Here is a 19,476-nt window from a genome sequence, read left to right on the forward strand (position 1 = left end):
GACATGCTCCATGGATCAGGCAGTGAACCGCGTCGGCGTCCGCGGCATCGGCACGAAGCCGGGCAACGCCTCGATGCGCGCGAGCCACGCCCGGACGTTGCCGTAGGGCTCGAGGGACACGCCCCCCTCGGGGGCGTGGGCGGTATAGGAGTAGAGCGCCACGTCGGCGAGGGTTGGTGCCTCCCCGACGAGGAAGCTCCTGTGGGCCAGAGACGGATCGAGCACCGTGTAGAGCTGGGTGGCGATCGCCTTCGCGCGCTCGGCGTCGAGCTTCGCACCGAACACGGTGACCAGGCGCGCCGCCGCGGGACCCGACGCGAGCGGCCCGGCCGCGACCGAGAGCCACTGCTGCACCCGCGCGGCCGCGACCGGCTCTCGCGGAAGCCAATGTCCCGAGGGGTCGTACCGCGTCGCGAGATAGACGAGGATGGCGTTGCTGTCGGCCAGCGTCACCTCCCCGTCCTCGAGCACCGGCACCTGGCCGAACGGGTTCCTGGCCAGGAATCCGGGCGTCTTGTGCTCCCCCTTGGCGAGATCGACGTCGATGAACTCCGACGGGAGCTTCAGCAGGGACAGGAACAGCTCGACCCGGTGCGAATGGCCAGACAGGGCGTAGCGATAGAAACGGAGGGGACGGACGGGGACGGTCATGGGCGATGCGCCTCGCTTTCGAAGGGAAAGATGCTCGTTGCCGCCCGCGAGCGGAATGCGCGTTCCTGACAAGGCACTGTTCCACATCGCGGAATGGTTGCGTGGACCGAGTCGAGACCATGTCGCGCGCTGGAGCACGGGCTCCCCTACCGGAACAAGGCCAGATCGATGGCATTGGCCATCGCCTCGTAGCCGGCCCCGTTGGGGTGCAGGTGGTCGCCGCTGTCGTACTCCAGGCGCATCTGGAGCGGGTCGGCCGGGTCGCGCATGGCCGCTTCGAAGTCGATGATGCCCTTGGCCTGTGCGGTGTTGGCGCGAATCCAGGCATTCACCGCCTGCCGTTTGGCCTCGGCCTCCGGGCTGTAGTACGGCGCGGCCATGCCCTTGAGCGGGAGCAGGGTGCCCAGGAACACCTCGACGTCGCGCGCCTTCGCCTGGTCCACCATGGTCTGGAGGCCGGCGATGATCTCGTCGGCCGTCACCGCCTGCGCCGGCACGAAGCCTCCGAAGCCGATGTCGTTGATGCCGATCTGGATGATGGCGTGGGTGACCCCCGTCGTGCCCAGCACGTCACGCTGGAAGCGCTCCACGCCCCTGGCTCCGATGACGTCGTTGAGCACCCGATTGCCCCCGATGCCCTGGTTGACCACGCTGAACCCTTGCAGCGCCGGGTCGGCCGCGACGCGACGCGCGAGGAAGTCGGGGTAGCGGTTGAGCGCATCCACGGTCGACCCCGCGCCGTCGGTGATGGAATCCCCGAAGGCGACGATGACTCCGCGGGCATCGTCGTTGCGCACGTCGAGGCCGGTCACCCAGTAGTACGACTGCCGTGTCTGCGTTGGGGTGAAGGTCGCGCTGCCGAGGGCGTTTCCGGCCGCGACCGAGATGGTCTGCTGTCCCAGCGAGTGCACGGTCGCCACGGGCGTCGTCTGGGGCACGTACACGGTGACCGCCACGTCCGTCTGGGACGGGAGCGAGAAGCTCGCCTCGTCACTCCAGGCCTCCTGGCCGGCGGGGACCGTCACGGACTCCTGACCGTTGAAGCGCAGGAGGGTGTCCGTGGTGGCATTGATGGATGCGCCGCCAGTGCCTCGGGCGATGTGCACGCCGCCGAGGGTGACTGGAGCGGTGCCGAAGAGGTTCGACACCCGCACCCGAACCTTGTCCCCGCCGGCCGATACCCGCATCACCTGTCGTATCGATTGGTCCTGGAACGATTGCGGCTCCGGCGGCGGCACCCCCGGTACTGGAATGGTCTCGTTGTAGTCCTGCGGCGCGGCCGTCCATGTGGCCTGCAATCGCCGCGCACCGCCGTCATCGTGCGTGTGCTATCATCGGACCTCGCGCGTTGGCGCGTCTGTCGATTGCCCTCTTTCTCTTACAGTACACTGCGCCCGAGGTGGTTCGAACGGTGGGTATGTCCCTCCGTTCAGCCCTCCCGGAAGCCCCGCACGTCCGTGTCTCGCGCCCGAGCTGCTATTTTCCGCCTGCCCAGACGAGGCAGACGCAAACGTACGCGGGTTCCCTCTCCCTCGCGGCTCTCCAATTCCAGGCGGCCACCGTGTTGCAGCACGATGCCCCGGGCCAGGAACAATCCCAGCCCCAGTCCCCCGCGATCATGGGGCGTGCCCGCATGGGCCCGGTAGAAGCGTTCGAAAATCCGCTCCCGTTGTTCCGCCGGGATGCCAATGCCCTGGTCGTGAATGGAGATCTCCACCGCGTCACCGTCGGGAGTGACGGCCACCTCCACGCCCTGGCCCACGGGTGAGTAGCGTGCGGCATTGTCGAGCAACTCGGCGAGCACCTGCACCAACCGCGCGCGATCTCCGAACACCCACGTCTCGGGAGCCGGCTGGAGGTGGATGGGATTGTTCGGGTGATTGGCATGGGTCCGTGCGATGGCTGTTTCCACCAGCGCCCGCAACTCCACCGACTCCTTCTCGAAGCGCAACTGGCCACTCTGGAGTTGCGAGGCATCGAGCAGCGTCCGCACCAACCGATCCATGCGATCCACGCCGCGGCAGATGCCCTCGAGCAACCGGCTTGGCGTGGAGGCGGGGTTTTCCGCGCGTCGGGAGAGCTGCGCGAAGGACTTCATCACCGTCAGGGGCGTCTTCAGCTCGTGCGCGGCCATCCTCACGAAGTCTCCCTGGAGGCGCTCCAGCTCGATGGCCTGGGTGATGTCGCGCGCCACCGACACCGCGGCGATGACACGGCCCGACTCGTCGCGGATGGGCGCGGAGTTCAGCCGGAGGACGAGCTGCCGGGGCGCTTGGGGCCCGGTGATGATGAGATCCGTGTCGCTCACCTGCTCGCCTCGCAGGGAGCGGACCATGGGCAGCTCCTCGAAAGGAAGGTCCTGCCCGTCCAGCCCCCGGGGGCGATGGTGCGGATACACGGAGTCCAGCCGGGTCCCCTCGAGCATCGCCTGCCCGAAGAGCTTCAGCGCGGCCCGGTTGGCGAGGGTGATGACTCCCACGGCATCGGTCACGATGACGGCATCGACCATGCCTTCGAGGATGGCCTGGAGCTCCGCCGAGCGCTGCCGTACCTGGGCGAGCAGCCGCTGCCGCTCCTCCTCCTGACGCTGGCGCTCGGCGAGTGTGCGTCTCAGGGCGAGGGCCCGTTCCGAGCGGGCCATGGCCAGGCCGCTCGCCCCCAGCCCTCCCCAGAGCATCACGCACAGGGCCACCACCCACGCCTCTTGCCGGCGCACCGCCTTGAACAGCACGCCTTCGTCCGTCGAAGCGAAGACCCTCCAGCCCGCCTGGGGGACGCTCACCTCGGTGAGGTGCCGTCCCCGGTCCAGCTCCTGTTCGTGTTCCCACGTCCGCAGCTCCACGAGGGTGAGCTCGCACAGGGACCGCACGGGTTTGCCTCGCGCTCGTGCCCAGGTGAGCAACTGCTCCTCGCTCGGGTGGGCGAGGAGCGCGCCAGCGGGGCTCGCGACATAGAGGATCTCCGAGGGAGACAGGTTGGCATGGCGGACCATCTCCGTGACCTGGGGGAGGAAGAGGTCCACGCTCACCACCCCTCGCAGCCGGCCCTGGTCGTCGAAGAAGGCCCTCGAGAGCGTCTCGTAGGCCTGGTCCTCTTCGACGTAGGGCTCGGAGATGACGATGCGGCCCCCGCTCGCGCGCGCCTGCTGGTACCAGGGCCTCCGGAAGTAGTCGTAGGCGGGCGTGGACCACTCATAGGTGAGGAGGGGAAGACCTCCACGTCTCGCCTCCTCCCGGTGGAGGTAGGGCCCCATGTAGCGCGTCCCTGGCACGAACTGCTCGGGCTCGAACCACACCCCGAGCCCGTAGGTGCTCTGCGGTGCGGAGGCCAGTACGCGGCGCATCAACTCCTCGAGCGCCCGCTTCTCCTGAAGGGGGCCCACGAGCACGGCCAGGGTATCCATGAGCTGCTCGGCGCCACGCAGCGTGGTGCCCAGCTCCGAGGCCAGCTCCTGGGTGCGGGCCTTCTGTTGGACCAGGGCCTCTTGCTCCTGGCCGTGGCGGGCTCTCCTGTCGACATCGAGCAGTCCGATCGTGAGCAGCACCCCCACCACCCCCGTCAGCAGCAGGGCGAGCGAGAGCGACCGGCGCGCGGTTGCCTTCTCGCGGCTCGAGGGGGAGCGATCGTGGATGTGAAACAGGTCGATGATGTCCTCCGGTCCCATCTTGATGGGTGAGGGCGGAAGAGCGTTCTGCCAAGCCATGCCTCCTTCCTGGGAGGGCCATCAACGTGGCAAGCCTTACTTGCCGTGGAGGCGGCGGGAATCGAACCCACGTGTTCGTTCGTCGCTGTCGGAGCGCGCTCACATACTCCGAACGGCCCCGCTAGGATCCAATGGGTCCTCGTTTCGACAGAGGACCCGACCATGCGCCTTCGAGCGTGCATCGCACTTCTGCTCTACGTCTCCGCCTGCGCTACGTCAGCGCCGAGCCCGGAAGAGCCCGTGGACTGGGACCCGAGGTATGCCAACCTCCAGCGAGCGGCGAAGCTGCCCTGGACGGACGGGGGGCGGTGCGCCGTCCGCGAAGCTTCCGAGCCCTGGCCCGTGCTGGCGGAGCGGTGCTATCAGGCCCTCGACCATGACCGGCTCGAGTTTCACGACCTCACGGGACGATGCTCGGTGGCCTCCGCGGGCGCTGCGGCCATGGGGCTCGGGGTCTGCGTGCTGGCCGCACCGGAGATCATCGTGGGAGCGGTAGTTGTGGCGGGTGTGGTGGTGGTGGGCTTCGCGATCTCAGAGGCGCTGGAGGCTTACGAGAAGAGGGGCCGTCCCCAGGTTCGGCCTGGTGCTGAGATGACGGAAAAGCGAAAAAAAATGACACTCATCGTCTACGCGCCTGCGCTCGTGGGCGACGACAGTCGACCTGTGGCCGTGGTTCATGGGATGGAGCGTGTGTTCCCTGGCCCGCGCCTGGGATGGACGACTTCACTGGACGGGCAGCGTACCCTCTTGGCGAATCGCGATGCATGGCTGGCCCAACAGAGGATGGACCGAGAATTTCCGCTCCTCCACAACGGCGATGAGCGTGCTTTCGTCTCGGTGTATGGAACGGAAGCGCCTGCGACCAGTTCGCCGGGCGGTCAGGCCCAGCTCGAAATACACGCAAAGCTCCCACTGAGCCCAGAAGGCATTGCAGCGGCAGCGGATGTGCTGGAGGCCGTGGCAGAAACCGCGCGCGCGTACTGGGGGCATGCTACGCCGTCCAAGGCGTCGCTGGATATCGCGCGCCAGACGAAGAATCGGCCAGACGACCTGGAGCCTCCTCCTCGCGGGCTGCCGATGATCAAGTCGCCTGGTGCCATGCGCTCGCCTGAGATTCCGCATCGCCTCGGGTGGCTAAGCTACTGGTCGGCCGCTGCGGCACGGGCCATCGGCTTTCCGGACCCCTCCCGCGACGCGGAGTTGCTGTCACGCTCACGGCGTACCGCGACGGGCGGGTGGGTCGTGCAGCTCACGGATGCGCCGCTCGACCTGGACAACCCCGCCCACCTGGACGCGCTCAAACGGGCCTACGAGCGCTTCCCGGAGATTGGCGGACGCTCCGCCTCTTGAGGCTCGGCACGGCTCGCGCTGGCCGCACTCAGGGCTCCTTCGCTTACCCCTCGGGGAAGGTAACTCTGCCGAGCCGACACCTTCGACACCTTCTGCCGGCCAACAACAGCCACATTGACACAGGCTGCGCCGGGCGATAGCCCGAGGGTGTCGGCTGATGGACGGGAACGCTCCCGCCTCGCTTGTCAGGCTGCGCTCCTTGGCCCAGGGTCGTCTGGATTCAGCGGTCCAGGGGGGACTCGTCAATGGGAAACATTCGCGAAGTGTTCGCTGTGGTAGGAGTGATGTCCTCGCTCTGGCTCGCCTGCGGGGGTGAACGGACGAGTGTCCCTCGGTGGGAACAGCACCCCGGCGTGTCCCCTTCGACGCTCTCGCCCAGCCTCTCGGTGTGGTTTTTCAGCGGACCTATCTTCAGGATGGCTCGCTTCACGAGGAAAAGCTGCTGGATGCACATGGGCGGATGCTCCATTGGCGGTCCCTCGGGCCCAATGGCGGCACCGAGTTCGAGATCTTCTCCGTCTACGATGCCGCGGGTCGTGAGGTGATAAGGGAGGAGCACGGACCCGAGTCCGACCAGCTCTCCACATGGGAATACGCGTCTGACGGACTCTTGCTCGCCCATTATTCCGACTACCCCGTGACGGGAGACCTCTTTCATTACGATGCCAGGGGACGTCTGCTCCATGTCGAGAAGATTCGCGATGGGGATCACTCCTCCACCGAGTCCTTCGTCTATGACGAAGCGGGCCTCAAGGTGGAGGTCCGCGACACGGGGGTTGACGGAATCCTGTACGGGATAACCAGATTCGACTACCACGAGAACGGTGTCTTGAAGCACTCCATCTATTACGCGACCTCGCACGGCGGGTCACGGGAGGAGATCTTCGATTCGGCGGGACGGTTGCTGCGCGAGCGTCTCTCCTCCTCCTCTCACCACGCCACCGTCAGCTCAACCGATTGGCCCGCATGGTCTCGATCACCGCCCGCAAGCCGGCGGAGATGTATTTCCGGGCCGGGTAGTACAGATACAGCCAGTCTTCCGGGGCGCACCACGGGTCGAGGCAGCGGATCAGTGCGCCGTCGCGGATCAGCGTCTCCGCCCGGTTCTCCCAGACATAGGCCAGGCCTCCGCCCGCCAAGGCCGCTCGGATCAGCAGGTCGTGGTCGTCGGAAGAGAAGGGCCCGGTGGGCTGAAACTCCACGGTCCGGCCGTCCTTCTTGAACTCCCAGGCGTAGCGCATGCCCGAGGGATAGAGGTTCTGAAAGCAGATGTGAGCCTTCAGTTCGGCGGGGGTGCGCGGGACCGGCCGAGCCGCGAAATAGGCCGGCGAGCCGACGACCGCGAAGCGCAGGCGGGGATTGATCCGCACGGCCGTCATGCCGTCGCGCAGGCTTTCCCCCAGCCGGATGCCGGCGTCGAAACCCTCCTGGACGATATCCACCAGTCGATCGGTGGTGACGATCTCAAGCTCCAGGTTGGGATGGGAGGCGATCAGGGGTCCAAGCACGGGACCCAGGATGAAGGGCGCGATCGAACTGGGCGCATTGAGCCGCACCTTGCCGAACGGCGAGTCCCGGAACTGATTCAACCCGTCCATGGCCGAGCCGATGTCCCCGAACGCCGGCGCCAGCCGCGACAGCAGCATGGCCCCCGCGTCGGTGAGCGATACGCTGCGAGTCGTGCGGTTCAGCAGCCGGATGCCGACGCGGGATTCCAGATTGCTGACCGCGTGGCTGATGGCCGAGGCCGTGACGCCGCGCTCCTCGCCCGCCCGCTTGAAACTCTTGTGGCGGGCAACAGCATCGAAGGCGGCCAGTTCCGAAAGATCCGTCGTGCGCATTGCTGAATCATACTCAGGATTGAGCGGAAGATTTCCAATCTAATCATCGTGGTCGTGAAAGCGCACTTTTCTCCTCGAAGCCGGGTGGCACTGACGCCGCCGGCCAGAACAGGAGCGTTTCAAATGGCTGATTTCATCCCGCCCGCCCAGAACCCCGGCTCGATCTTCGCCGACATGCGCGGCCATCACGTCGCCGTCCGCACCCCCAGCCTGGAAGAGGCCAAGGCCTTCTACGTCGGCAAGCTGGATTTCCGCGTCGTGGCCGAATGGGCCTATGGCGACGAGAACCTGGCCTATCTGGCTCCGCCGACCGACGATCATTTCTACATCGAGGTGCTGGGCGGCGGTGAGCCGGCGCCGGCCGAAGTCCGCCCCTATACCGACCTGGCCGACAGCCTGAAGTACCGCGGCTATCATCACTTCTGCCTCAACGTCTCGAACGTCGAGGAGACGGTCGAGAAGCTGCGCGGACGCGGCGTCACCATCGTCACCGAGCCGTTCGTGCTGGAGGCCATCCGCCGCAAGCTGGCCTTCTTCCGCGACCCGTTCGGCAACCTGATCGAGCTGGCGCAGGTGCTGTCGTGAGCGGCGCCCTGCTGCGCGTCGGCGCCGGCCCGGGCATCGGGCTGGCCACGGCGGAGCGCTTCGGCCGCGAGGGTTGGACCCTGGTCCTGGCCGCTCGAAGCCTCCGTACGCTCTACGCCGGTGAGGCCGTCAGTGGACATGCCGCGGCGTTCGGACAATCATTTTGCACATTCGTTGTGCTCAGGAGGACCGCATGCGCGCCACCCGCATCATGGCAAACCTTCACGTGGCTGACGTTGAAGCAGCGAAGAGCTTCTACACCGACTACCTCGGGCTGAGGACCGAGGAGTTCAACATGGGATGGGTGGCCCGCTACACCTCTCCCGACACCGGAGCGAACGTCCAACTCGTCACGCGCGACGCGTCCGCACCCGAAAACCCGGTCATTTCCATCCACACGGATGACATCGAAGGTGCTTACGAGGAAGCTTTGCGCCTCGGCTACGAGATCGTGCACCCGATCACGACAGAACCCTGGGGTGTACGCCGGTTCCTCCTCCGAGCTCCCGACGGCAACGTCATCAACATCGTGCGCCATCGGGACTGACAAGGTCGAGGAGGAGATGCCGCTGCGCTCCGTCCCAGGGCTAATCCTCGAAGCGGGTCCACAGCGGCGCCAGGGTGAGGGACTGATTGCCCTCGGAGGGCAGCTCCACCTGCTCGCGGTGGACGTCGGTGCCCGAGTCGTCGTGACGGATGGCGATGAGGGTGTAGTCGCCGCCAGGCAGCAGGGAGAAACGCCGGACGCCATCGCTCACGCGCTTGCCCATGAAGCCCGTGGACAGCTTGCCGTAAAGCCCTTGCCGGGGAGCGAGCAGGGGCAGCTCCCCGGGAATCGGAAGCCCTCCCTGGGAGGGGCGTCCTCAGGGTGAAGTGGCCATCCCACCGCGTGTACACCCTCGGGAAGAAGCCACCCCTGACTCCCACCCCCACCTGGGAGACAGGCGCCGAGCTGAGCGCATCCACCACCTTCCCCATCACGTCCATCTTCCTCGCCAAGGTGAGAGGGAGGGAGAAGTGGCCCTCAGGCGAGTCAAACCCCTTGCCGTTGAGCTGGAAGGGGGTGACCGGCCCACCGTCCTCGTGCACCACGGCCCAGCAGCCGAGGCCGCGCCCGGAAGACGAGCTGGATCGTTGATTCGCCCGAGGACACACGCACCCGGACGGACCCGCGCCCCTCGGGCTCCACGCCCCGTGAAGCCGAGGCATCCAGCCTGCTCAAAGAGTGGCGCTCTGGCCGGACGGTGCGCTGGACATCCGCATGCTGTCCAACCCCAACGCCTCCAGATGGACCCCTCCGCCATCCAGCCGCACGAGCGTGTCCGTCAGCGCGAGGCTCCTCAGGGACAACCCACCGGCACGCGCGGTGAATGCGAGCGGGGTGGGCAGCGGACGAGAGCCAGCCGTTGGTGGTGTCCTCCTCGCGCCTGTCCCTCGAGGCCAGGGGCGCTCACCCGGCTGCCCCGCTACCGTGCGCTCTCCCGCGGGCCGCGCGGGCACCGCGGCGGTCCCTTCCAGCTCCACATTTCCGGCGAGGACACGCTCCAGCTCGCCTGGCTCGAAGCGCCGCTCTATTTGGGGAAGAGTCCGCCCCCGCGCACAATCATCCCGGACCCCGTCGAGAGCCCCCGCTCCCGACTGTTCCCCCCCAACCATGGCGAACCTTCCCACCTTCGAGATGTCTCCGTTCGTCCCCACGCCTCCCGAGCCTTCTCGACAGGCCTCCACGTCCCACGGGCGCCGCCCCTGGCTCATGGCACGACTGGACTCCCTGCTCTCGGAGTCCCTGCGCAATGCCACGCCCACGGACCTCATCCGTCACCGGATCATGGTCGGGGCCGCCTGCATCCTCTTGCTGTTCAACTCCCTGTTCCTGCTGTGGTCCATCACCCAGCGCAGTCTCCCGCTCGGGGTCATGGCCAGCATCGCCGGCCTGGGCTACCTGGTGACACTTCTGCTGGCACACAGGACCACCACGTCCACTCCGCCCGCCATGCTCCTGTTGGTGAACATCACCATCGGGCTGGTGGGTTCCACCTTCATGGACAAGAATCCTGTCGGTGGCGCGCATGCCATCAACATGATGCTGCCCGCCCTCGCGGTGTACCTGGTGGGGCCACGCATGGGGCTGTCCATCACCCTCTTGTTGTTCGCGGCCCTGGGGTTGGCCCATCCGTTCTACCGAGCGGACAATGGCATCGACACCAGCGCCATCACCCTCGAGTTCATCTGGTTCATCCACGTCTTCGCGGGCATCGCCTTCGTGGGGGCCTGGGGCCTGGGCTCACTACACAGCACCGCGCGCGAGGCGGCGCAGCTCTCGCTCGAGCGGACGCTCAAGGAGCTGCGGGAGAGCGAGAGCAAACTCAACAGCGTCATCGAGAGCACCGACGACCTCGTGCTCTCGCTGGACCGTGAGGGACGCCTGCTCACCGTGAACTCGGGTGCCAGGCGCGTCTACCTCCAGCGCGCTGGCATCTCGCTCGAGCCGGGACAGCTGCTCTTCCATCATGACAAACCAGAGGAGCGCAAGGCCTGGGAGGCACGCCTCGCCCAGGTGCTCCAAGGCCAGCGCCTGCGCCTGGAGCAGACGTATGTGGAGGGGGGTCCCCGCCTCGTCCTGGACATCAGCATGCATCCCATTACCGGCGAGGACGGCCGGGTGGTGGGGGTGACACTCTTCAGCCGCGACGTCACCGCCCGCCGGGAAGCCGAGACCCGGCTGGGGGAGATGCACCGCACCCTGGTGGACGTCTCGCGGCAGGCGGGCATGGCCGAGGTCGCCACGGGGGTGCTCCACAACGTGGGCAACACCCTCAACAGCGTCAACATCTCCACCAACCTCGTCACCGACCGGCTCCGCCAATCACGCGTCTCGGGCCTGGCCAGGGCCGCCCAGCTCCTGCGCGAGCACACCACGGACATGGCCTCATTCCTCACCGCGGATCCGCAGGGCCAGAATCTGCCGGCCTATCTCGTCGCCGTGTCCGACCAGCTCCAGCAAGAGCGGGATGCGCTGCTCCAGGAGATGCGCTCGCTGGGAGAGAGTGTCGATCACATCAAATCCATCGTCAGCATGCAGCAGAAGCACGCGAGGGCCGCGGGGGCCGTGGAGCAGGTGGTGGTGCCGCGGCTCATCGACGAGGCGCTGCGTCTGCACGCCGTCTCCTTCGAGCGCCTGGGCATCCGCATCGAGCGCGACTACGCCCAGGTGCCTCCCGTCTACGTCGACCGGCACAAGCTGCTGCAAATCCTCATCAACCTGCTGAGCAACGCGAAGCAAGCGCTGGTGGACAGCACGAAACAGGACAAGCGGTTGGAAATCCACGTGAGGCGAGCGCCCGAGGAGGGCCCGCTGCTGCTCGAGGTGGTGGACAATGGCGTTGGTATCGCGCCGGAGAACCTGGCGCGGATGTTCACCCAGGGCTTCACCACCAAGAAGACGGGACACGGCTTCGGCCTGCACATCAGCGCCCTGGCCGCCGCCGAGATGGAGGGACGGCTGACCTGCTCCAGTCCTGGCCCCGAGCAGGGCGCCACCTTCACGCTCGAACTGCCGATCGGCGCTGGGGAGCCGTAGCGGCGGTAACACCAACCCACTCACTGCCGTCACCGAGCGCCTCGAGGCGGAACACGTCACGGGGCTCTCGCTCGTGATCATCCAGGAAGGCAAGACCGTGTGCCTCAAGGGCCATGGCCTGGCGAACCTGTCTCGTTCAGCGGGAGCATCACCGTGAAGGCGGTTGCTCCGCCATCCGTGCGCACGAGGCGGATGCTGCCGGAGTGTGCTTCCGCGAGGAGGCGAGCGATCCACAAGCCCAGCCCGAACCCACCATGATTTCTCTCGGAAACGGCTCGCTCGAAGCGCCAGAAGATGCGCTCCTGGTCCTCCAGCCCGACGCCGACGCCGTGATCCACCACCGTGAGGAAGGCCTGGTCCGCATCCCTCCGCACAGCCACCTCAACGGGCCTTCCCGCCCCGAACTTCAGTGCGTTGTCGAGGAGTTCTTCAAGGATCTGGTGCAGCCTCGCCCGGTCGTAGTGTCCCATGACCGGAGAGGGAGCATTCAGGGTGAGGACGCAACCGGCCTGAAGGGCCTTGTTCCGCACTTGCTCCACGACGGCACTCGCGACCGCCGACAAGTCGACTTCCCGCCGTGTGAGCCTCAGGCGGCCGGTGACGAGCTCGGACACGTCAAGCAGCCGCTCTACCAGGCGCGCCAGGCGGTGCAGGTGTTTTCGTGTCGTTCGCGCCTTCACCCCGAGCGCTTCCAGCGAAGCCTCGGCACGGCCTTCGTTGCTCAGGCTTCGGACCAGGGACTGGACGTTGAGCGACAGGGCGCTCACGGGCGTGCGCAGCTCATGGCTGACGAGGTTGAGAAACTCGTCTCGCACCCGCACGGACTCGCGCAGGACCTTCTTCTCGATCTCGTTGCGGATCACCTCCCGGCGCACGCGAGCCATGTCGAGTTGGGTGCGCACCCGGACCATGAGTTCGCGCGCAGAGAAGGGCTTCACCAGGTAGTCATCCGCTCCGCTCTGCAAGCCCTCCACCGTGGCCTCATCGCCCGCCCGCGCGGAGAGCAGGATGATGGGGATGGCGCGCGTGTCCTTGTCGGCGCGCAGGGCGCGCACCAGGCCAAAGCCGTCCAACCCCGGCATCATCACATCGGAGAGGACCAGGTCCGGCGGCCGGGCGCGCGCCCGCTCGAGCGCGTCGTTCCCGTTCGTGGCTGTCTCGACGTGGGGGAAGACTCGCCCGAGCAACCCAGCGACGTAGGTGCGTAGGTCGGAGTTGTCGTCGACGAGCAGGATGCGGGAGCGCGCGAGCTCCTCGGGCACGTCCAGCGTCGGGTCATTCGACGCTCCGGCGTTGGGGGTGTCCGTGCCCGTGGAATCCGAGGACCAGCGCTGCGCCTCCTCGACGAAGGGCGCGGCCCCCGCGGAGACAGAGCCCGGCCGGGGCGTGCGCTCGATTCGCTCTGGAGGCAGGTGGGCCGAACCACGCGGCAGGAGCAGGGTGAAGGTCGTACCCGCACCGAGCTTGCTCGCCACCGAGACGCTGCCGCCGTGAAGCTTCACCAGCTCCTGCACCAGGGCGAGGCCGATGCCCGTGCCCTCGTGGCTTCGTCCCTGGGTGCCACGGACGCGGTAGAAGCGCTCGAAGACGCGCGGAAGCTCTTCTTCGGGAATTCCCACCCCCGTGTCCTGGACGGTGAGGACCGCCTTGTCGTCCCGCCACCCGAGGCCAATCCGGATTTCACCTTGATAGGTATACTTCACCGCATTCGAGAGAAGGTTCAAGACAACCTTCTCCCACATCTCCGGGTCGACGTAGAGGGGCTCGGGCAGGGGAGGGCAGTCCACCACCAGCCTCAAGCCCGCGCTCTCCACCGCGGATTGAAAGGCGCTCGCGAGGTTGCGAGTCATGGCGGAAAGGTCCGTCGGCACGTAGTGGGCCTGGGCCCGGCCCGCCTCCATCCGCGAGAAGTCGAGCAGTGTGTTGACCATCTTGTAAAGCCGCAAGGCATTGCGGCGGATCAGGTCGAGCTTTTCTCCTTCCAACGATTTTTCCGGCTTGGACAGCGCGTCCTCGATGGGGCCGAGAATGAGCGTGAGCGGAGTCCTGAATTCGTGGCTCACGTTGCTGAAGAACGCGGTCTTCGCCCGATCGAGCTGGGCCAACTCTTCTGCCCGCTGCTTTTCCTGTTCATAGGCGCGGGCACTGGAGATGCTGGCCGCGAGTTGTCGCGCCAGGAGTTGCAGGAATCCGCGGTACTCGTCGTCCAGCGCGACCAGTGGGCTCAGGCCCGCCACCAGCACGCCCGTGGCCATGGTATCCGCGCCCATGGGCACGGGAAGAACGAGGGCGCGCGTCGCGGGCTCGGGCCAGGGGCCGCCGGGCAGGCGTCCAAACTTCAAGTGGAGGTCTTCGACCAACGCCTCCTGCCTCAGGCGAGCAACGGTGGCGAGCGGCCACGAGCGGGTGTTGTCGAGGCTCAGTTCGAGGGGGGCCGCGGGGGCTCCCCGTGCAAGGCCGGCGCAGCTCACCAGGTGGGCCTTCTCGGCCTCGACGACATAGAGGAGCGCGAAAGGCAGATCATTGCCGGCCTGCGCGAGGACTTCTTCCAGCGAGCGGAAAATCCTTTCGACTTTCTTGTCGAGCGCCGCTCGAATGGACAGTTCCCGGAGTATCCCCAGCCGGCGGTCACCGACCACCTGGCGCGTCGTCTCGCTCGAGATGGCGAAGAGGCCCGCGATCTCTCCCGTCTCCCCGATGGTCGGGTTGTAGGACCAGGTGAAGTAGGCCTCTTCTCTCAAACCGCCAGGCCGCCGCGCGAAATTGACGTTCCCGTTCTGGAGGAACAGCGGCTCTCCCGTCTCGTGAACGCGCTTCATCAAGGGGCCGAGGAGCGCCCACTCCTCGGCAAGCGCCTCACTCCCGCGCGCCCCCAGGGTCTGGGGATGCTTCGTCCCCAGGATGGGACGAAACGGATCGTTGTAAAGCATGCGGAGTTCGGGTCCCCAGAAAAGAATGATGGGGTAGGGGGAGCGGAGCATCGTGCTGACGGACGTCCGCAGGGATTGGGGCCAGGCTTCGACCGGGCCCAGCGAGTTCTTGGACCAGTCCATGGCGCGCATCAGCGCGCCCATCTCGCCACCGCCTTGAATGAAGCTCTCCTCGACGCCCCGTCGCGGGAGTGTCGTGCGGTGCGCTGGCGAGACCGCGCCCTCCTTCTGTTCGGAGGGAAGCGAGAAAGAGAAGGTGCTGCCCGTGCTGGAGGTCTGCTCGAGCCGGATCCGCCCACCGTGACTCTCCACGATGCCCTTGGCGATGGAGAGGCCCAGGCCATGCCCCTCGCGCTTGTTCTGCGCCTCGTGCCAGTAACGATCGAAGATGTGCGATTGCGCCGCGAGGGGGACCCCCGGGCCGGTGTCCGTGACGCTGAGGCGGATGTCCCCGGTCCCCGCCTCGGCCTCGGCCCGCAGGAGGATGCGGCCCCCCGGGGGGGTGAATTTGATCGCGTTGGAGAGCAGATTTCCGAGCGCTTGAAGGATTCGTTCCTTGTCGCACCACAGGAGGAGTCCCGGCTCCACTTCGAAGTCGAGTTGCAAGCCTTTCTCGGCCGCGTGAGGCTCGAAGGATTCTCGGGCATCGCGGACGATTTCCTCGACCCTCTGTGAGTGGGCCTGGATGGAGAGCGTTCCGGCATCGATGCTCGCCATATCCAGCAGGTCATCGAGCAGCCGGTGCATCCGGTCGGCGGAACGACGAATGGCGTCCGCCTGCTTGCGCACGCGGGCGAACAGGTCCCCCTCCGGGGACATTCGCCGGAGGAGCTCGGCGGAGGTGCGAATGGCGGTGAGCGGCGAGCGCAAGTCGTGGCTGACGACGGCGAGCATGTCCTCGCGAAGACGTGTGGCGCGGCGGGACTCCTCGAGAAAACGCAGGGAGTCCTCCGCGTGGGCGCGTTCCGAGCGGACCGCCGCCTGGTGCAGTTGCGAGACCGTGAGCAGCGCGGTGACGCGCGCCAGGAGCTCCTTCGCGGAGAAGGGCTTGACGAGGTACTCGTCCGCGCCGCTGTTCAGCCCCTGGATGGTGGCCTCTTCACCTGCACGTGCGGACAGCAGCAGGATGGGAATGGTGCGGGTGCGCTCGTCCGCGCGCAGGGCTTGAGCCAACTGCAGACCGTCCACCCCTGGCATCATCACGTCGGAGATGATGAGGCTGGGAGGATTCGCCCGCGCGGCGGCGAGGGCCCGTGTGCCCTCGCTCACCGGCTCCACGCTCCAGTGCGGCGACAGGAGGCGTGAGAGGTAGGCGCGCATGTCGGCGTTGTCGTCCACCAACAAGATACGGGCCTCGGAGTGGGGGAGGGACGGTGCCGCGGAAGCCTCGACTTCATTCCATTGGGAGACCTCCGCGAGGAACAAGCTGGCTTCTCTCCCGGTGGTGGGGGGCATCTGGGGAGCCCCCAGGTGCTCTTGGGGAATGTGTGCGGAGCCTGTCGGCAGGCTCACCGTGAAAGTGCTTCCCTCGCCGAGAACACTTTTCACCGTCACGCTCCCGCCGTGCAGCTTCACCAGCTCCCGCACCAGCGCGAGCCCGATGCCCGTGCCCTCGTGGCTGCGCCCTCGCGCTCCCGCCACCCGGTGGAAGCGCTCGAAGAGGCGGGGCAGCTCCTCCTCCGGCATGCCGGTTCCCGTATCCTGAACGGTGAACTCCACGTGACCGCCGAGCCACCTCAGCGCGATGCGCACTTCACCCTGGAGGGTGAACTTCAAGGCGTTGGAGAGGAGGTTCAAGACAACCTTCTCCCACATGGCCGGGTCCACGTAGACAGCCTCGGGGAGAACCGGGCAGTCGACCACCAGCGCCAGACCGGCGGACGCCATCGCCGAGTCGAAGTTGCTCGCGAGCTCGATCGTGAGGGAGGACAGGTCCGTCGGGACGAAGCAAGCCTGGACGCGCCCGGCCTCCATGCGGGCGAAGTCGAGCAGCGTGTTGACGAGCTTCCGCAGGCGCAGGCCGTTGCGGCGCACCATTTCCTGCCGTTCCCGCTGCTTTGGGGGGAGGGGCTGTTCGGTGTCCGCCAGGCCATCCTCGATGGGCCCGAGCATCAGCGAGAGCGGGGTGCGGAGCTCGTGGCTGACGTTGTTGAAGAAAGCCGTCTTGGTGCGGTCAATCTCAGCCAGTGCTTCGGCCCGCTTCTTTTCCTCCTCGTAGGCGCGAGCGTTGCTGACGGCCGTGGCGATGTGGTCCGCCACCAACCCCAGGAACGCACGGTAATCGTCGTCGGGGGCGCGCCTCGCGCTCAAGCCCGCGACGAGAAAGCCATGGAGGCGCTCCGCGCCCGAACGGGAGATGGGTAGAATCAAGGCCGGGTGAAGAGCCTCCGGCGAGGTGCCATTGGGACGCTCCGCGAAGAGGGCGCGCACATCCGGGACGAATTGGGGACCCTGGGTCGCGGCCGCACCCGCGAAGGGCGACAGCGGGTTCGCCTGAAGTGCGCCCGAGAGCGAGACCGCGGCGGCTGTATCCGTTCCCCATCCGGCTGTCGCCACCAACTCGGGCCTCTCGCCCGCGTCACTTGTCCGATACAGCAAGGCGAAGGGAACGTCCAAGACGTTGCCCTCCAGCGCCCGCGCGGCTTCTCGCCACGCATCTTGTTCCCGCTTCACCGGTCCCGTGTGCGCCGCGAGGTCTCTCAGCGTCCGCAGCCGTCGTTCGCCGAGCACCCGGCCGGTCGTTTCGGTGACGGTGACGAGAACACCTCCGACGCCACCCGTTTCGTCTCGTATCGGACTGTACGAGAAGGTGAAGTAGCACTCCTCGAGATAGCCATTGCGGTCCAGAGGTAGCATCCAGTCCTCGGCGCCGACCGCCGTCCCTCGTCGCACTCCCTCGAACATCGGGCCGATGATGTGCCAGCTCTCCGCGAACGTGGCCTGGGCACTGCGTCCCATGGCGGCGGGATGCTTTGTCGAGCCAAGAACAGGCCGGTACCCATCGTTGTAGAACTGGACGAACTGGGGTCCCCACGCGATGTACATGGGAAAGCGAGATTCGAGCAGGATGCTGACCGCCGTGCACAGAGACTGAGGCCACGTTTCCAGCGGCCCCACGGGAGTCTGAGCCCAGTCGATGGAGCGCATGAGGGCTCCCATGTCGCCCCCGCCGGCGAGCACCGCCGCGGCTTCGCGCTGGGGCCCGCTCGGCAGCCCGGTGGTGGACGTAGAGCTGTTCGCTGATTCATGAGGTGTGGTCGGGGTGCTCATCCAAGCAATCGATACCACACACCCGCTGCACGGGTGGTCCAGCGCGTCTTCTGTCCAGAGCGCTCTCGCCTGAGTGCTTCCAGGGGCCGAGGAAACCGGAACCCTCTTGTCACTTCAATGGGTTGTGCGCTGAACACATGGACGACCCGAGTGCTCGAGGGGTCGCGTCCGCCTGCCTGGAGGGCCTGTTGTAGCGCCCCTTCACGTCACGTTGGACGAGCGCCTCCGGGTGAGCCCGCGCGTGGAGTTCCCCTACCGGAACGAGGCCAGGTCGATGGCATTGGCCATCGCCTCGTAGCCGGCCCCGTTGGGGTGCAGGTGGTCGCCGCTGTCGTACTCCGGTCGCATCTGGAGCGGGTCGGCCAGGTCGCGCGTGGCCGCTTCGAAGTCGATGCTGCCATGGGCCTGTGCGGTGTTGGCGCGAATCCAGGCGTTCACCGCCTGCCGTTTGGCCTCGGCCTCCGGGCTGTAGTACGGCGCGGCCATGCCCTTGAGCGGGAGCAGGGTGCCCAGGAACACCTTGACGTCGCGCGCCTTCGCCTGGTCCACCATCGTCTGGAGGCCGGCGATGATCTCGTCGGCCGTCACCGCCTGCGCCGGCACGAAGCCTCCGAAGCCGATGTCGTTGATGCCGATCAGGATGATGGCGTGGGTGACCCCCGTCGTGCCCAGCACGTCACGCTGGAAGCGCTCCACGCCCCTGGCTCCGATGACGTCGTTGAGCGCCCGGTTGCCCCCGATGCCCTGGTTGACCACGCTGAACCCTTGCAGCGCCGGGTCGGCCGCGACGCGACGCGCGAGGAAGTCGGGGTAGCGGTTGAGCGCATCCACGGTCGACCCCGCGCCGTCGGTGATGGAATCCCCGAAGGCGACGATGACTCCGCGGGCATCGTCGTTGCGCACGTCGAGGCCGGTCACCCAGTAGTACGACTGCCGTGTCTGCGTTGGGGTGAAGGTCGCGCTGCCGAGGGCGTTTCCGGCCGCGACCGAGATGGTCTGCTGTCCCAGCGAGTGCACGGTCGCCACGGGCGTTGTCTGGGGCACGTACACGGTGATCGCCACGTCCGTCTGGGACGGGAGCGAGAAGCTCGCCTCGTCACTCCAGGCCTCCTGGCCGGCGGGGACCGTCACGGACTCCTGCCCGTTGAAGCGCAAGACGGTGTCCGTGGTGGCATTGATGGATGCGCCGCCAGTGCCGCGGGCGATGTGCACACCGCCGAGGGTGACCGGAGCGGTGCCGAAGAGGTTCGACACCCGCACCCGAACCTTGTCCCCGCCGGCCGATACCCGCATCACCTGTCGTATCGATTGGTCCTGGAACGATTGTGGCTCCGGCGGCGGCACCCCCGGCACTGGAATGGTCTCGTTGTAGTCCTGCGGCGCGGCCGTCCAGGTGGCCTGCAATCGCCGCGCACCGTCGTCATCGTCACAGGCGCTCAGGCCGGCGGCGAGGCACGCGGCGGCCACGAAGCCGAAGAAGCGTCGGCGGGTTACCGCCTCCGGCCAGAGACGGGGCGGAATGTGTCTCGGGGTGGTGTCTCTCATGACGGGTTCTCCTCCCCAAGA

Annotated in this window: 12 protein-coding genes; 4 read left to right on the plus strand and 8 right to left on the minus strand. The window is 67.0% G+C overall.

The window, feature by feature from the left end:
* Window positions 1-15: 15 nt before the first annotated feature.
* From D187_RS47875 to D187_RS51485, 3 genes are all read right to left on the minus strand, one after another.
* Window positions 16-651, minus strand: a complete 636-nt coding sequence (locus D187_RS47875; RefSeq protein ID WP_043435633.1) for a glutathione S-transferase family protein — start codon at window positions 649-651, stop codon at window positions 16-18.
* 146 nt (window positions 652-797) lie between these two features.
* Window positions 798-1,949 (minus strand): SGNH/GDSL hydrolase family protein, encoded by a 1,152-nt coding sequence (locus tag D187_RS47880; RefSeq protein WP_245592018.1) that lies wholly within the window; start codon window positions 1,947-1,949, stop codon window positions 798-800.
* Window positions 1,950-2,080: 131 nt separating this feature from the next.
* Window positions 2,081-4,354 carry an ATP-binding protein gene (locus D187_RS51485; protein ID WP_002623606.1) on the minus strand — a complete coding sequence of 758 codons (2,274 nt, stop codon included), beginning with the start codon at window positions 4,352-4,354 and terminating at the stop codon, window positions 2,081-2,083.
* A 240-nt stretch (window positions 4,355-4,594) separates the two neighbouring features.
* On the opposite strand from D187_RS51485, the gene D187_RS47890 reads away from it, so the two are divergent.
* Window positions 4,595-5,704: a DUF5953 family protein gene (locus D187_RS47890; RefSeq protein WP_020918771.1), complete on the plus strand. Its 1,110-nt coding sequence runs from the start codon at window positions 4,595-4,597 to the stop codon at window positions 5,702-5,704.
* Window positions 5,705-5,924: 220 nt separating this feature from the next.
* Here the strand turns inward: D187_RS47890 and D187_RS47895 are convergent, their stop codons facing one another.
* A complete protein-coding gene (locus D187_RS47895; protein ID WP_155894077.1) occupies window positions 5,925-6,542 on the minus strand; it encodes a hypothetical protein in 618 nt (205 codons plus the stop codon).
* Window positions 6,543-6,648: 106 nt separating this feature from the next.
* Window positions 6,649-7,545, minus strand: coding sequence for a LysR substrate-binding domain-containing protein (locus D187_RS47900; RefSeq protein WP_002623608.1), 897 nt, complete (start codon window positions 7,543-7,545; stop codon window positions 6,649-6,651).
* A gap of 123 nt (window positions 7,546-7,668) precedes the next feature.
* On the opposite strand from D187_RS47900, the gene D187_RS47905 reads away from it, so the two are divergent.
* Window positions 7,669-8,130 (plus strand): VOC family protein, encoded by a 462-nt coding sequence (locus D187_RS47905; RefSeq protein WP_002623609.1) that lies wholly within the window; start codon window positions 7,669-7,671, stop codon window positions 8,128-8,130.
* 193 nt (window positions 8,131-8,323) lie between these two features.
* A complete protein-coding gene (locus D187_RS47910; RefSeq protein WP_002623610.1) occupies window positions 8,324-8,677 on the plus strand; it encodes a VOC family protein in 354 nt (117 codons plus the stop codon).
* 40 nt (window positions 8,678-8,717) lie between these two features.
* Here D187_RS47910 and D187_RS47915 read toward each other — a convergent pair whose 3' ends face one another.
* Entirely contained in the window at window positions 8,718-8,888 is a 171-nt protein-coding gene (locus tag D187_RS47915; RefSeq protein WP_155894078.1) for a hypothetical protein, read from the minus strand.
* 995 nt (window positions 8,889-9,883) lie between these two features.
* Between D187_RS47915 and D187_RS51490 the strand changes: the two genes are divergently transcribed.
* Complete coding sequence (locus D187_RS51490) at window positions 9,884-11,710, plus strand: ATP-binding protein (protein WP_245592019.1); 1,827 nt, start codon at window positions 9,884-9,886, stop codon at window positions 11,708-11,710.
* A 104-nt stretch (window positions 11,711-11,814) separates the two neighbouring features.
* Here the strand turns inward: D187_RS51490 and D187_RS53480 are convergent, their stop codons facing one another.
* Both D187_RS53480 and D187_RS47935 read right to left on the minus strand, forming a co-directional pair.
* On the minus strand, window positions 11,815-17,910 hold the full coding sequence (locus D187_RS53480; RefSeq protein WP_002623614.1) for an ATP-binding protein: 6,096 nt from the start codon (window positions 17,908-17,910) through the stop codon (window positions 11,815-11,817).
* 252 nt (window positions 17,911-18,162) lie between these two features.
* A complete protein-coding gene (locus D187_RS47935; protein ID WP_002623615.1) occupies window positions 18,163-19,455 on the minus strand; it encodes an SGNH/GDSL hydrolase family protein in 1,293 nt (430 codons plus the stop codon).
* Between the last annotated feature and the right edge of the window lie 21 nt (window positions 19,456-19,476).

Origin of the sequence: Cystobacter fuscus DSM 2262 (assembly GCF_000335475.2) — a bacterium.
GTDB lineage: Bacteria > Myxococcota > Myxococcia > Myxococcales > Myxococcaceae > Cystobacter > Cystobacter fuscus.

What these genes read in the sequence shown, in the direction of transcription:
- D187_RS47875 (WP_043435633.1), bottom strand. Translation starts at nt 651, where the DNA reads ATGACCGTCCCCGTCCGTCCCCTCCGTTTCTATCGCTACGCCCTGTCT.
- D187_RS51485 (WP_002623606.1), bottom strand. Translation starts at nt 4,354, where the DNA reads ATGGCTTGGCAGAACGCTCTTCCGCCCTCACCCATCAAGATGGGACCG.
- D187_RS47900 (WP_002623608.1), bottom strand. Translation starts at nt 7,545, where the DNA reads ATGCGCACGACGGATCTTTCGGAACTGGCCGCCTTCGATGCTGTTGCC.
- D187_RS47905 (WP_002623609.1), top strand. Translation starts at nt 7,669, where the DNA reads ATGGCTGATTTCATCCCGCCCGCCCAGAACCCCGGCTCGATCTTCGCC.
- D187_RS47910 (WP_002623610.1), top strand. Translation starts at nt 8,324, where the DNA reads ATGCGCGCCACCCGCATCATGGCAAACCTTCACGTGGCTGACGTTGAA.
- D187_RS51490 (WP_245592019.1), top strand. Translation starts at nt 9,884, where the DNA reads ATGGCACGACTGGACTCCCTGCTCTCGGAGTCCCTGCGCAATGCCACG.
- D187_RS53480 (WP_002623614.1), bottom strand. Translation starts at nt 17,910, where the DNA reads ATGAGCACCCCGACCACACCTCATGAATCAGCGAACAGCTCTACGTCC.
- D187_RS47935 (WP_002623615.1), bottom strand. Translation starts at nt 19,455, where the DNA reads ATGAGAGACACCACCCCGAGACACATTCCGCCCCGTCTCTGGCCGGAG.